The 13,370-nt window shown below is 66.9% G+C and carries 12 protein-coding genes; 5 read left to right on the forward strand and 7 right to left on the reverse strand.

The window, feature by feature from the left end:
* Positions 1-48 precede the first annotated feature (48 nt).
* Both ACWPKK_RS24185 and ACWPKK_RS24190 read right to left on the reverse strand, forming a co-directional pair.
* On the reverse strand, positions 49-804 hold the full coding sequence (locus ACWPKK_RS24185) for a response regulator transcription factor (protein WP_452009367.1): 756 nt from the start codon (positions 802-804) through the stop codon (positions 49-51).
* Positions 805-922: 118 nt separating this feature from the next.
* Positions 923-1,741, reverse strand: a complete 819-nt coding sequence (locus ACWPKK_RS24190) for a substrate-binding periplasmic protein (RefSeq protein ID WP_452009370.1) — start codon at positions 1,739-1,741, stop codon at positions 923-925.
* 486 nt (positions 1,742-2,227) lie between these two features.
* Here ACWPKK_RS24190 and ACWPKK_RS24195 point away from each other — a divergent pair, with 486 nt between their 5' ends.
* From ACWPKK_RS24195 to ACWPKK_RS24215, 5 genes are all read left to right on the forward strand, one after another.
* Complete coding sequence (locus ACWPKK_RS24195) at positions 2,228-3,922, forward strand: SpoIIE family protein phosphatase (RefSeq protein WP_452009373.1); 1,695 nt, start codon at positions 2,228-2,230, stop codon at positions 3,920-3,922.
* A 19-nt stretch (positions 3,923-3,941) separates the two neighbouring features.
* Positions 3,942-4,487: a SiaB family protein kinase gene (locus ACWPKK_RS24200; protein WP_149225659.1), complete on the forward strand. Its 546-nt coding sequence runs from the start codon at positions 3,942-3,944 to the stop codon at positions 4,485-4,487.
* A 20-nt stretch (positions 4,488-4,507) separates the two neighbouring features.
* Positions 4,508-4,882 carry a biofilm regulation phosphoprotein SiaC gene (gene siaC / locus ACWPKK_RS24205; protein ID WP_324866249.1) on the forward strand — a complete coding sequence of 125 codons (375 nt, stop codon included), beginning with the start codon at positions 4,508-4,510 and terminating at the stop codon, positions 4,880-4,882.
* Positions 4,883-4,920: 38 nt separating this feature from the next.
* Positions 4,921-5,862: a sensor histidine kinase gene (locus ACWPKK_RS24210; RefSeq protein ID WP_452009377.1), complete on the forward strand. Its 942-nt coding sequence runs from the start codon at positions 4,921-4,923 to the stop codon at positions 5,860-5,862.
* 77 nt (positions 5,863-5,939) lie between these two features.
* Positions 5,940-6,641, forward strand: coding sequence for a GGDEF domain-containing protein (locus ACWPKK_RS24215; protein WP_452009380.1), 702 nt, complete (start codon positions 5,940-5,942; stop codon positions 6,639-6,641).
* 67 nt (positions 6,642-6,708) lie between these two features.
* Here ACWPKK_RS24215 and ACWPKK_RS24220 read toward each other — a convergent pair whose 3' ends face one another.
* From ACWPKK_RS24220 to ACWPKK_RS24240, 5 genes are all read right to left on the reverse strand, one after another.
* Positions 6,709-8,622 (reverse strand): AI-2E family transporter, encoded by a 1,914-nt coding sequence (locus tag ACWPKK_RS24220; protein WP_452009382.1) that lies wholly within the window; start codon positions 8,620-8,622, stop codon positions 6,709-6,711.
* Positions 8,623-8,765: 143 nt separating this feature from the next.
* Positions 8,766-9,797, reverse strand: a complete 1,032-nt coding sequence (locus ACWPKK_RS24225; RefSeq protein WP_452009385.1) for an agmatine deiminase family protein — start codon at positions 9,795-9,797, stop codon at positions 8,766-8,768.
* Positions 9,798-10,359: 562 nt separating this feature from the next.
* Entirely contained in the window at positions 10,360-11,193 is an 834-nt protein-coding gene (locus tag ACWPKK_RS24230) for an ABC transporter permease subunit (protein WP_014249599.1), read from the reverse strand.
* Positions 11,190-12,134, reverse strand: a complete 945-nt coding sequence (locus tag ACWPKK_RS24235; protein ID WP_452009389.1) for an ABC transporter permease subunit — start codon at positions 12,132-12,134, stop codon at positions 11,190-11,192. Before ACWPKK_RS24235 ends, ACWPKK_RS24230 begins: the two co-directional genes overlap by 4 nt.
* Positions 12,131-13,282 (reverse strand): ABC transporter ATP-binding protein, encoded by a 1,152-nt coding sequence (locus tag ACWPKK_RS24240; protein WP_452009391.1) that lies wholly within the window; start codon positions 13,280-13,282, stop codon positions 12,131-12,133. Before ACWPKK_RS24240 ends, ACWPKK_RS24235 begins: the two co-directional genes overlap by 4 nt.
* Between the last annotated feature and the right edge of the window lie 88 nt (positions 13,283-13,370).

Genomic DNA, 13,370 nt, shown 5'->3' on the forward strand with positions numbered 1-13,370 from the left:
TCGAGTGCCGAGACCGGATATCAGGGGTCGGGGATCAAGGCCCGGATATCAGGGCGCGCTGTCCTCGACCACGCTGCTGACGACCGGGCCGACGAAGGCATAGCCGACGCCGTGGACCGCCTGAACCGGCAGGGCGCAGCCGCTGCGCTCCTCCACCTTGATGCGCAGGCGGCGGACCAGCGAATCGATGGAGCGGCTGTAGGGATCCCAATCGCGGCCGGTCAGCGCCACGGAGATGTCCTGGCGGGTCACCGGCTCGCCCGGCGCGGTGACCAGCAGGGAGAGGAACTTGTACTCGGTCGCGGTCAGCGGCACGGCGGCGCCGGTCGGCGGCTGGATGCGCCATTCGATGTCGTCGAACACCCAGGCCTTGCGCGCGTCGGCCGCAGCCGCGGACGCAGCGGCAGGCGCCGGTTCCGGTGCCGTGAGCGGAGCGGTCCCCTTCTGCATCCGGCGCATCAGCGCCTTGACCTGCGCCTCCACCTCGCGGAAATCGACCGGCTTGACCAGATAGACGTCGGCCCCCAGCTCCAGCCCGATGACCCGGTCGATCAGGCCGGACCGCGCGGTCAGCATGATGATGGCGGCATGGGACGAGGCGCGGATGCGCCGCGCGACCGAGAACCCATCCTCATCGGGCAGGTTGATGTCGAGCACGATGACGTCGGCCGGGCCGCTTTCCAGCAGCCGGTCCAGCTCCGCACCGCGCGACGCCCCCCGCACCTCGAACCCGCAGCGGTCGAGATATTCGACGAGATCGTCACGAAGGTCGGCTTCGTCTTCGACCACAATGATCCGGGCCACGACGCCTATGCCCCCATTCACATTCGTATGAGGTTATATTAATCACCCAATCGGGTTACGCAAACCCAATCGGTTCGACCGGACCAAACCGGCTCCGCGCAAGATCGGTTCCGCAGCTTTACCTATGGGACAGGTACTGGTCGCCCACGGTCGCGGAGTAGCGCACGACCGCGGCCTTGTCGATGGCATCGATCCGGCCCTTCCCCTTCAGCTCCGCAAGGCAGCGGTCGAAGTCGCCGCGCAGCGACTCGTCGCGGAACACCATGCTGTAGGGTGTCGGTGGAAAGATGGCGGTGAACTGCACCGGCTGGGCCGGGTCGAAGGGCAGGCCGCCGCCAGCCTTCGCCTTGTCCTGAAGCTGGCGGTTGTATTCGGCGAAGATCAGACCGTCGGCCAGGACCGCGTCGACCCGGCCGGCGAACAGCAGGTTCGAATGCACCATCTGGTCGGCGCGCTCGCGGAAGTCGCCGAAGCTCGGGATCGCATCCCGCAGGCCGGGCAGGACATCGGGCGCGCCGGAGAAGGTGATCACCCGCTTGCCCGCCAGATCGGCCAGCGACTTCACGGTCAGGCCGCTGCTCTTCAGAACCGACGCGCCGTTCTGGTACAGGATGTAGGGGACGGAGCGCGCGCCCGGCATCTCCATGCCGGCCGGCACGGTGGTGACGGCATCGACCTGGGCACCGTCGCGGAAATCATTCCAATGGCGGCCGAACGGCACGACCTTGAAGCGCGCCTCATGGCCGCAGGCCGCCAGAGTCTCGGCAATGATGGAGGCCTCCCGCCCGGTGCCGTCGGCGGTCATCATCGGCGGCAGTTCGGGCGCCAGCACCGTCACCGGACGGGCCGCGGCGGGTGACGCCGCCATGTGAAGGGCCGAGGCGAGCGTGGCGGAAAAGATCCCTGCGGCACAGAATGCACGAACACCGAACGCCATCCTTCGCCCTCCACCATTGCGGTCCAGGCCGCGACCGTCCTACCGGCAAGCGGCGGGCCGGGAAGCGGCGGGCGGGAAGGTAGCATGGGCAACTGTGCGGCCGTCCACCGAAAATCCCATACCGGGCAACGGCTTCGCTCCACCCAAGGCACTATTCGGCCGGCGTCCGTTACAGTTCGTCGCAATTGGACGACATTGGTCGCCCCTGGTTGCCGGTCGTTCCCATTCTCTTGGGCTTTCTGACAATGAAGAAAGCCATTGCCGAATGTTATTTCACGACTGGCTAAAACGATCGTGCTATGGATAGGCTCATCCGCCACACGCATCATGCCCGCCGGCCCTTTCGATGACTGTCGGCGCATTGCACGCAGGGGTGGATTTACTGATGGGCGTGGGACTACCGCACTCCCGGTCGACCGGACCGGGGCTGCCATGAAGACCGTCATGAACGAACGCGCCCCGGTCACCCGGGTCAGGAGGATGTGGATGAGCGTCACGGGATGGGACGACACCGAATCCTATACGCTTCGCGGCTCCGGCCCCCGCGGCACGGACGAGGACGCCGCCCGCGCCGGCGGATCGTCGCTGCTGACCCGCGTCATCCTGATGATCGTCGGCTGCACCCTGCTGGTCGGAATGGTCGCCATGGGCGTTTCGTCCGTCCTGGTCGGCCGCCAGCAGCGCGACGCGGTGACCCACCGCGCCATGCTGGTCGGCACGCTCCAGGCCTCGGCCATGGGCCAGGCGGTGTGGGAGTTCGATACCCGCGCGGTGGAGGGAATGATCCGCGGCCTGATGGCCGAAGATGCCGCGGTGCGCAGCGTCAAGGTGTGGGCGGCCTCGGGTGGCCGCGGCGGCCATGGCGAGCCGCTGGTGGCGCTGGAGCGCCCCGCCGGACGGGCGGAGCTGACGACTGTCGAACGGCAGATCGCCATTTCCGGCAGCGGCGGCGAACGCACCATGGTCGGCCTGCTGCGCCTGACCTATTCGCTGGAAGAGGCGGAAAGCGCCACCATGACCGCGCTGGCCCCGATGGCCGGGCTGGTCTTCTTCTCCCTGCTGGCCGTCATCGGCATGATCAGCATCCTGCTGAACCGGCTGGTCCTGGCGCCGCTCGCCCGGTTGACCCGTTCGGCCGGCGCCATCGCGGCCGGCGACTACCGGGTGCGGCTGCGCAACCGCCGTGCCGACGAGATCGGACAGCTGACCGTCGCCTTCAACCACATGGCGGAAACCGTCCACGACTATACCGAGCGGCTGGAACAGCGCGTCGCCGAACGGACGGAAGAGCTGCGCCAGTCCAACGAACAGCTGGCAGTGGTGAACCGTCAGGTCATGGACAGCATCCAGTATGCCAGCCTGCTGCAGTCCGCCATCCTGCCGGACGAGCGCGAGATGGCGCGGCGGCTGGACGGTGTCTGCGTGCTGTGGCGCCCCCGCGACGTGGTGGGCGGCGACTTCCACATCTTCCGCGAACTGGAGGACGGCCGCTTCCTGATCGGTGTCGCCGACTGCTCCGGCCACGGCGTGCCGGGCGCCTTCATGACGATGACGGTTTCGGCCATCCTCGACCATGTGCTGTCCGACACGCCCGACAGCGATCCCGCGGCGATCCTGGGCCGGCTGAACCGCATGGTGCGCGCGGCGCTGGCCCGCGGGCGGGACAATCCGCGCTTCGACAACGGGCTGGACATCGGGCTTTGCCTGGTGCGGCCGGACCGCGGCGACCTGCTGTTCGCAGGCGGCCGGATCGGGCTGCACATCGTCGATACCCAAGGCGGCAATGCCCAGGTCGGCGGCTCCACATCGGTCAGCGAGGTGAAGGGCGACGCCCAGAGCCTGGGCTATCGCCGGTCGGACATCGGCCACCGCTTCACCACCCACCGGGTGGAACTGGCGCCGGGCCGCAGTTTCTACCTGACCACCGACGGTTTCCTCGACCAGGCAGGCGGCGCCCGCGGGTTCGGGTTCGGCAACCGGCGCTTCAACGCCATGCTGCTCGAACACGAAGCCATTCCCATGGCGGACCGCAAGGCCGCCTTCGCGCAGGCTCTGGCCGACCACCAGGGCGACCGTGCCCAGCGCGACGACATCACACTGATCGGCTTCTCGCTGTCGCCGGCATCGGCCGCAGCGGTTTCCGGGGCCGCCGGCCCCTCCTCCCAGTTCATCCACCCGTAAGGCAGGTCGTCAAGGTACGATGAAAGGCAACGAACTCTTCAACCTGCAGGAGCTGCTGTCGCGGCAGAAGCTGCTGATCTGCTTCAGCGGACCCTTCAGCCACAGCGTCATCGAAGAGCTGGGCAAGGCGGTCCGCAATCACCTGGAAAATGAGCAGATCGAGAAATCGGCGATCATGGACGTCTTCTCCGTCTATGTGGAGCAGGCGCAGAACGTCCGCAACTATACCGCGTCCCGCGAAGCGCTGGGCCGACCGATCCCCGCGAACAGCGGCATCGTCGTGATCGGCAAGGAGGACGAACATTACGTCGTCAGCTCTGGCAATCTGGTCGAGGCGGACGACGTTCCCGGCCTGTCGGCGATGCTGGAGAAGCTGCGCGGCCTGGACAAGGCGGGGCTGAAGGCCGCCTACAAGGAACAGTCGCGCAAGCCGCGCGAAGCGGGCGCCAGCGGCGCCGGCCTGGGCCTGATCGACATGGCGCGCAAGGCCACCCGGCCGCTGGAATATTCGCTGCGCGCGGTGGACGAGCGCTATTTCTTCTTCAGCCTTGAAGTCCAGCTATAAGAAATCACGGAACACGCATAATGGACAGTTTGCGGATCGAGGCAACCTCCTGCTCGCCCCTGATCGATTTCGATCCGGCGGCCGGCCTCCTGCGCATCGAAGGGGAGTCCTACCCGGAAAACTCCTTCGATTTCTACGCGCCGGTGTTCAGCTGGCTGGAGGAGTATTTGAAGGAACCGGCGCCTTCGGTGGTGCTGGACATCGGGCTCAGCTATTTGAACACCAGCAGCATCAAATGCATGATCGACGTGCTGGAGATGCTGGACGTCGCCCATCAGAAGGGCCAGACGGTATCGGTGCGCTGGCATTACGACAGCGACAACGACCGCGCTCTCGACATGGCGGAGGAGTTCGCGGAAGACGTCTCCCTGCCCTTCGAGATCCTCGCCCATTGATGACGCGTCCATCAGCCGAAATGAACTGAGCACCCGAGATGACGATGCGGTCGCAGGAACAGGAGCTTCGTCAGTGGATCGAGCGGCTGGCCCAGGATCCGGCCAATGCCGACAATCCTCTGCTGGCGGAATTCCAGAAGCTGGCGGAACGGCATGGCAAGCTGTTGCACCAGTTCCGCAAGATCGCCAAGATCAGCGACCGGCTGCAGACCGAGACCAAGGAGATGGCGCTCCAGCAGCGCCAATTCGTCCTGATGGTCAGCCACGAGTTCCGCACGCCGCTGGCGATCATCGACAGCGCCTCGCAATTGCTGGAGCTGGAGCCGAAACTGCCGGTCTCGGCCATGCCGCGGGTGGGAAAGATCCGCAACGCGGTGCAGCGGATGCTTCACCTGATCGAGCGCTGCCTGACCGATGAACGGCTGGGGACCGCCGCCGCCCGGCCGACGGCCTTCGACCTCGCCGCCATGCTGACGGGGCTGGTGGGGGACATGGGGGCGTCGGCGGCCGGCCACAGGGTCGAACTGCAGGGCGTCGATCGGCCGGTGCCAATTCCCGGCGACCGCGACCTTTTGGCCGTTGTGTTTTCCAACCTGCTGGAGAACGCTGTGAAGTACTCGCCGAACGGAGGGACGATCCGCCTCGACCTCTCCATCGGCGAGGGGCACGTGACGGTGCGGGTGGCGGACGAAGGGATCGGCGTCAATGCGGCCGACGCGGCGCGGCTGTTCGACAAGTATTTCCGGGCGTCCAACGCCGCCGGCACCACCGGCGCCGGTTTGGGGCTGCATCTCGCCCGCTGCATCGTGGAGACCCACGGCGGCGGGATCACGGTGGCGAGCCAGCCCGGTCAAGGCGCCGCCTTCACGGTCCGCCTGCCGCTCGCCCGCACCGCCCCCGCTCAGGCGGCTGCGGCTTCGGCTGCGGTTGCGGCGGAACCGCCTGTACCGGAGCCGTCCATGACGGAGCCGGCGTCATGAGCGGCGGCGCGAAGTCCGGTGACGCAAGGGTAACGGGCCTGCCCAGGCGCTGGGCACTGCGGCGGGGAACGGTGGGGATGATGCTGCAGGAACAGAAGCTCCAGGACTGGCTCGCCCGCCTCGCCGAAAACGAGGATTATGCTGCCCACCCGCTGATGGCCGAATTCCGCGCCCTGGCGGACGAACACCTGAAGCTGATGCGCCAGCTGACGAAGATCGCCAAGATCAGTGACCGCATGCAGACCGACACGCGGCAGATGGCCCAGGCGCTGCATGCGGCCTCGCAGACCGATCCGCTGACAGAACTGCCCAACCGCCGCCATATGGTCGATCGCCTGGAAGCCGAGCTGTGCCGCGTCGGCCGGAACGGCGGCGGTAGCGGCGGCTTCGCCCTGATCATGCTGGACATCGACCATTTCAAGGAGGTCAACGACGCCTTCGGCCATGCCGCGGGCGATCACGTGCTGGTGGAGGCCGCAGGTCTGTTGCGCCGGAACCTGCGCGGGCATGACCTGTGCGCCCGCTGGGGCGGGGAGGAATTCCTGATCCTTCTGCCGGACACCGATCAGATCCAGGCGGAAGCGGTGGCGGAAAAGCTGCGCGGGCTGATCGCCCACCAACCCATCGCCCACCAGGGGAACAGCATCGCCGTCACGCTCAGCCTGGGCGTCGCCGCCTACCGGTCCGGGAGGACCGCGGACGACTGCATCCAGGCCGCCGACGATGCGCTCTACATTGCCAAGCGCGCCGGACGAAACAGGTGGGCCACAGCGGCATAAGCCGCCGTGATGCCGGCCTTTCTCAATCCACCCTTTCTCAATCCGCCCCCTCTCAATCCGCCCCTTCTCAATCCGCATCGACCTGCGGCTCGGCGGCTGCCGGTGCCGCAGCGCCGATCTGCAATTCCTCCAGCTGCGCCAGGGCGCCGGCCATCCCGGTGGCGACCAGATTGGCATCGGTCTCCGCACTTGCGCGTTCCGGCACTTCGGCATCGGGGTGGGCGCTCCACAGGCAGAGCAGGATCGGCAGGCGGGGACCGAAATGCAGGCGCAGCCGGCGCAGCAGCCGGCGCGAATGACCCAGCGACGAGGGGTTGAGGGAGGACAGAACCACCGCGTCGATGCCTGCCGTGCCGAGGCTGGCGATGGCCCTGGTCGACACCTTCTCGCACGGGATCACATCGGTGCGGATGCCGCGGCCGGTCAGCAGGTAAGCGAGCAGCCCGGCCGCCGCCTCGTCCAGATTGTTGCGGGCGCCGATACAGAGCACCCGTGGCGCATCCTCCGGGGGAGTGCCGGTGTCGGACAGTTCGTCCAGCAGGCTTGCCATCCCGTCCGCCACCGCCTGACGGCCCTCGGGGTTCAGGGTCCCACGCTGGCGGTCCTGCTCGGCCAGTGACAGGGCGGGCAGCAGCAAGCCGTCCGCCATTTCCACCGGGGTGCCCTTGCCGAGCCGTTCCTCCGCGATCTCGGTCGCCTCGACCGGATCGCGGGCCAGCAGGCGCTGGTAGACCTTCGCCTCGTCGGGCAGGACGGGGCGGTCGCCCAGCATCACCTCCAGGAAATGCAGCTGCGGCACGTGGCGGCCCAGCACCACGAGGCAGACGGTCAGCGGCGTGGCCAGCAGCAGGCCGACCGGCCCCCACAAGGTCGTCCACACCACCGCCGCGATGATGATGGCGAGCGAGGACAGGCCGGTCGCCGTCCCGTAGAGCCAGGGCTCCACCACATTGTTGGAAAACAGCTCCACCGCCACGAACAGTGCGATGCACAGCAGCGGCAGGGTCCAACCGGTGTCGACCGCAAAGGACAGCAGGATGGGAAAGGCCGAGGCGATCACCGGCCCCAGGAAGGGGATGAAGCGCAGCACCGTCGCCATCAGCCCCCAAAGCAGCGGATTCGGCACGCCGAGCAGCCACAGGCCGATGCCGATCGGAATGCCGTAGGTGACATTGACCACCACCTGCATCAACAGGTAGCGGCTGACCCGCTCGCCCGCATCGTTCATCGCCTCCGTGGTGCGGCTGAGATCGCCGGACCCGACCAGCCGGATCAGGCGGTCGCGCAGATCCTCGCGCTGCAACAGCATGAAGATGGTGAAGACCAGCACCAGGCCGGCCATGGCGATCGGCGTCATCGCCGGGCCAAGGACCCGGCGCACGAGGTCGAAGACGCCGGCATCGGATTGGTCGAGGCGGACCGGCACCGGCTCCCGGCGCGGCGGGCTGGCAGTCGTGCCGGAGGGCGTGCCGGATGGTGGCGCGGCCGGAGCGGCACCGGCCGCGGGTTGCGCCGGCTGTTCGCCGGCGGTCGCCTTCTCCAACTCCTGCTGAAGGTCGCGGAAGGCGTCGGTCGCCTGCTTCAGCGCGCCGCGGTCCCCGGTCGACGAGGTGGCGGTGCGCAGGGTTTGGATCTTGGTGTGGATGTTGCGCTGGTAGGTCGGCAGATTCTCCGCCAGATCGCCGAGCTGGCTGCCCACCACCGCGCCGAAGCCGATGATGGCCATGAACAGCAGGACCACCACCGCCAGCACCGACGGCACCCGGCCCAGATGCCAGCGTTCCAGCCGGCTGACGATGGGCGTCAGCACGAAGCCGAGCAGCACCGCCAGCGCGATCGGTATCAGGATGTCCGCCGCCAGATACAGCGTCACCACGATCAGCGTGATGATCAGCAGGATCGTCTGGGTCGAGGCGGGAGGCGCGGCCTTGGTCACCGCGATGGGGCGTGCCTGCAGCCGGCGGGCGGTGTCCTCGGCCATGATCGTCGGGCTTTCCGGAAGGGAGAATGCCCCACAGGAACACCGGCCATACCGACGCGTTCCCTCGCCCGCCGAACGCAGTGACGGAGAGGGAGCCGCAGCCAGGAAGTCGTCGTCAGGGACCCGCCGTCAATACCCCGCCGTCAGGGAAGCGGCTGCTGTTGCGTAATGCAGTGGATGCCGCCGCCGCCGCGAACGATGTCCATGGCCGCGATCTGCACCACCTCGCGGTCGGGGAAGGCCTTGCGGACGACGCGGTAAGCCTCGTCGTCGGCCGGATCCTCGAAGGCCGGCATGACGATGCCGCCATTGGCGATGTAGAGGTTGGTGTAGGACAGGGTCAGGCGCACGCCGTTCTCGTCGCGGCGGGCGGGCTGCTGGATCGGGATGACCTCCAGCGCGCGGCCCTTGGCGTCGCGGGCACGCTTCAGCCGGTCGAGATTGTCCTGGAAGGCCTTGAAATTGGCGTCGCGGGGATCGTCGGTGGTGATCGCCATCACCACGCCCGGGCGGACGAACAGCGCGATTTCGTCGATATGGCCGTCGGTCTCGTCGTCCTGATAGCCCTCGCCCAGCCAGATGACCGTCTCGATGCCGAGATGGTCCTTCAGGTTCCGCTCGATCTCGTCCTTCGACAGGCGGGGATTGCGGTTGGGGTTCAACAGGCATTGTTCGGTGGTGATCAGCGTCCCCTCTCCGTCCACATGGAACGAGCCGCCCTCCATCACCAGCGGGGCGGAAATGCAGGGAAGCTTGAGGTGGTCGAGAATCAGGCGGCCGACCTGTTGGTCCTTCTCGCAGCCGTCGTAATTGCCGCCCCAGGCGTTGAATCCCCAATGGACGCCGGCCAACCCACCCTTGCCGTCGACGACGAAGCTGGGACCGGTATCGCGAATCCAGGAATCGCTGATCGGCAGCGGCAGGATCTGCACGCCGGGACCGCAGGCGAGCGAGGCTTCGGCCACATCCGCCGGGTCGCACACCATCGTCACCGGCTCGAACCGGGAAATGGACTGCGCGACCTCGGCGTAGGCGTCGCATGCCGCGTCGAAAGCGCCCTCCGGCCAGGTTTCCGGCCGGCACGGCCACGCCATCCAGCAACCGCTGTGGCGAGCCCATTCGCCGGGCATGTGGAAGCCTTGACCCGTCGGCGTCGGGGCGTTCGGTGTCGTCATGCGTCGATCCCTCTACCCTTTTGTTCTCTGCGCATATCCCTTGGGCGCATATCCCTTGGCCCATTACGGCGGCGGCACCAAAGCCGGCCGGCACACCGTATGGTCGGGACATTTTTCATCCCAACCCACCCTAACCACGGGAGCGCGCGTTTGGCAATCGCGTCCACGGCAGCGGGCACTTGGCCTGATGGCAGAGGAACTTTTCAAAGGACGCGATCGAGGGGTCGCGTCGGCATGCCGGGAGAGGGAGCCGGCATGAAGTCCGGTCAGTGGCCGGACGGCGGGCGCAGGGCGCGGCGGGCGGTGACCGTACGGGTGGTCGAATAAGCAGTGGAAACGGGATTGAAGAATCCGAGCCTCAACAAGGGGAACCACAGGAGCGCGCGCATGGCACAGCCTCTTTCGCTGTTGACGATGGCTTCAACATAGCAAAAGAAACGGGCAATTGCCATCCGTAGCGGCACGGGTCTGCCGAGCGCGGATGGGTAGGCTGGTGAAAACGACTGCGGACCGGCCGGCATATGCTTCCGGCCGGCCCGCGCTGAACCTCAATCCTCGAGGCTCAGCCGTTCTGGATCGCCATCTGCTCGTCGCGTTTGCGCTGGCGCTCCTGGCGGGCCATGACGATGCTGGCGACGAAGATGCCGGTCGCCACCACCAGCACCATCAGGGTGGCCAGCGCGTTGATCTGCGGGCTGATGCCGAACTTCACGCTGGAGAAGATCACCATCGGCAGCGTCGTCGAGCCGGGACCGGAAACGAAGCTCGCCACCACCACGTCATCCAGCGACAGGGTGAAGGCCAGCAGCCACCCCGCGACCAGCGCCGGGGCGATCAGCGGCAGGGTGATGACGAAGAACACCTTGGCCGGGCGGGCGCCCAGATCCATCGCCGCCTCCTCCAGGCTGCCGTCCATGCCGGCAAGCCGCGACTGGATGACCACCGCGACGTAGGACATGGTGAAGGTGGTGTGGGCGATGGTGATGGTGGTGATGCCGCGCCCGTCGGGCCAGCCCAGCCACTGCTCCATCGCCACGAACAGCAGCAGAAGCGACAGGCCGGTGATGACCTCGGGCATGACCAGCGGCGCCGTGATCATGCCGCCGAACAGCGTCCGGCCGCGGAACCGCCCGAACCGGACCAGCGCCAGCCCGGCGCAGGTGCCCAGCAGCACCGACAGCGTCGCCGACACCGCCGCCACCTGGAAGGACAGCAGGGCCGCGTCCAGCAGGGTGTCGTTGTGGATCAGCTCCGCATACCATTTGGTCGAGAAGCCGCTCCACACCGTCACCAGCCGCGACTCGTTGAAGCTGTAGACGATCAGCAGCGCGATGGGGACGTAGAGGAAGGCATAGCCGAACCACAGCGCCCAGGACAGGAACCCGATCCGTTTCATCGGCCGGCCTCCGCCTGTTTGCCCTGCACATGCTGGAAGATCATGATCGGCACCACCAGGACCAGCAGAAGCGCTATGGCGACGGCCGACGCGACGGGCCAGTCGCGGTTGGCGAAGAACTCGTTCCACAGCACGCGGCCGATCATCAGCGTGTCGGGACCGCCCAGCAGTTCCGGAGTCACGAACTCGCCCACCGCCGGGATGAAGACCAGAAGCGAGCCGGCGATGATGCCCGGCAGCGACAGCGGCAGCGTGATCGACAGGAAGGACTTGAAGGGCCGCGAGCCGAGGTCGGCCGCCGCCTCCAGCAGGCTGGGGTCCATCTTCTCCAGCGTCGAATAAAGCGGCAGCACCATGAAGGGCAGGTAGCAGTAGGTCATGCCGATATAGACCGCCCAGTCGGAATAGAGGATTTCCACCGGACCGCTGGTGATGCCCGTCCATTCCAGCAGGTTGCTGATGACCCCGTTGCCCTTGAGGATGCCGATCCAGGCATAGATGCGGATCAGGAAGCTGGTCCAGAAGGGCAGGATCACCAGCATCATCAGCGGCCCGCGCCGCGAGGGCTCGGCCTTGGCGATGGCGTAGGCCATGGGATAGCCGATCGCCAGGCACAGCAGCGTGGTGACCGCCGCGATTCTCAGCGAGTTCAGGTAGGCGAGGATGTAGAGATCGTCCCCGCCCAGCCGGAAGTAATTGCTGATGTTCAGCAGGACCTGCAGCTTCGAGGTGCCGGCATCCTCGTCGGTCAGCCATTCCACCAGCGACGAATAGGGCGGCTGGGCGATGATCGATTCGGAGAAGCTGATGCCGAAGACGATCAGGAAGGGTACCATGAAGAACAGCAGCAGCCACAGATAGGGGACGGCGACGACCACGCCGCGCCCCCACAGCCCGATCCGGCTGAGGCCAGAAACGAGGATGGCGACGACCGTCCTCATTGGGTCAGCACCACGCCGGCGAAGGGACGCCAGGTCAGGGTCACCTCGTCCTCCCAGGTGATCGGCATTTCGGTGCGGCGGGTGACGTTGGGGGCGGTGACGCGCACCGTCTTGCCGGTCGGCAATTGCACCAGATAGATCGACACGTCGCCGAGATAGGCGATCTCCCGCACGATTCCGGTGGTGCGGTTCCGGCCGTCGCCGTCGGGGCCCGGCTCCTTCGACAGCGCGATCTTCTCCGGCCGGATGGCGACGGAGACCGGGGAGCCGGCCGGCGCCGGGGTGGCGTGGGCGATCAGCAGCTCGCAGCCGGCTTCCTCCGACGCGACGATCACCTGATCGCCGTCGGTCTCCACGACGCGACCGTCGAACATGTTGATCGAGCCGATGAACTCCGCCACGAAGCGGTTGTGCGGGTATTCATAGATTTCGGTCGGCGTGCCCACCTGCGCGATGACGCCATGGTTCATCACGGCAATGCGCGAGGACATGGTCATCGCCTCTTCCTGGTCGTGGGTCACGACGATGAAGGTGACGCCCAGCTTTTCCTGGATGTTGACCAGTTCGAACTGCGTGCGCTCGCGCAGCTTCTTGTCGAGCGCCCCCAGCGGCTCGTCCAGCAGAAGCAGCTTCGGCCGCTTGACCAGCGAACGGGCGAGCGCGACGCGCTGGCGCTGGCCGCCGGACAGCTGGTGCGGGCGGCGCTTGCCGAAGGCCGACAGCTGGACCATCCCCAGCATCTCCTCCACCCGGTCGCGGATCTCCGCCTTCGCCACCCCGTCCTGTTTCAGGCCGAAGGCGACGTTCTGCTCCACCGTCATGTGGGGGAACAGGGCGTAGGATTGGAACATCATGTTGACCGGCCGCTCATAGGGCGGGATGCCGGCCATATCGACGCCGTCGATGTAGATCTTGCCCTCGGTCGGCTGCTCGAACCCCGCCAGCATGCGCAGCAGCGTCGTCTTGCCGGAGCCCGAGCCGCCGAGCAGGGCGAAGAACTCGTTGCGGTAGATCGACAGGCTGACCTCGTCCACCGCGACGAAGTCGCCGAACGTCTTCGTCACCTTTTCGATGCGGACATAAGGCGTCTGGCCCGCGTCCTGCCACGGTTCCAGGCGGGTGGGCTTGCGAATCGGCTGACCGGCCATCCGGTATCCTCTTTCATGACAACGCCCCGGCAGTTCCCCATCGCTGGGGATCGGCCGGGGCGGGCCGGCGCCACGAAACGGCGCCTCA

The organism is Azospirillum largimobile, from assembly GCF_977007025.2.

Excerpts from the sequence above, each read along its gene's own strand:
- ACWPKK_RS24190 (WP_452009370.1), bottom strand. The coding sequence starts at position 1,741 with ATGGCGTTCGGTGTTCGTGCATTCTGTGCCGCAGGGATCTTTTCCGCC.
- ACWPKK_RS24195 (WP_452009373.1), top strand. The coding sequence starts at position 2,228 with ATGAGCGTCACGGGATGGGACGACACCGAATCCTATACGCTTCGCGGC.
- ACWPKK_RS24200 (WP_149225659.1), top strand. The coding sequence starts at position 3,942 with ATGAAAGGCAACGAACTCTTCAACCTGCAGGAGCTGCTGTCGCGGCAG.
- siaC (WP_324866249.1), top strand. The coding sequence starts at position 4,508 with ATGGACAGTTTGCGGATCGAGGCAACCTCCTGCTCGCCCCTGATCGAT.
- ACWPKK_RS24210 (WP_452009377.1), top strand. The coding sequence starts at position 4,921 with ATGACGATGCGGTCGCAGGAACAGGAGCTTCGTCAGTGGATCGAGCGG.
- ACWPKK_RS24215 (WP_452009380.1), top strand. The coding sequence starts at position 5,940 with ATGATGCTGCAGGAACAGAAGCTCCAGGACTGGCTCGCCCGCCTCGCC.
- ACWPKK_RS24220 (WP_452009382.1), bottom strand. The coding sequence starts at position 8,622 with ATGGCCGAGGACACCGCCCGCCGGCTGCAGGCACGCCCCATCGCGGTG.
- ACWPKK_RS24225 (WP_452009385.1), bottom strand. The coding sequence starts at position 9,797 with ATGACGACACCGAACGCCCCGACGCCGACGGGTCAAGGCTTCCACATG.
- ACWPKK_RS24230 (WP_014249599.1), bottom strand. The coding sequence starts at position 11,193 with ATGAAACGGATCGGGTTCCTGTCCTGGGCGCTGTGGTTCGGCTATGCC.
- ACWPKK_RS24235 (WP_452009389.1), bottom strand. The coding sequence starts at position 12,134 with ATGAGGACGGTCGTCGCCATCCTCGTTTCTGGCCTCAGCCGGATCGGG.
- ACWPKK_RS24240 (WP_452009391.1), bottom strand. The coding sequence starts at position 13,282 with ATGGCCGGTCAGCCGATTCGCAAGCCCACCCGCCTGGAACCGTGGCAG.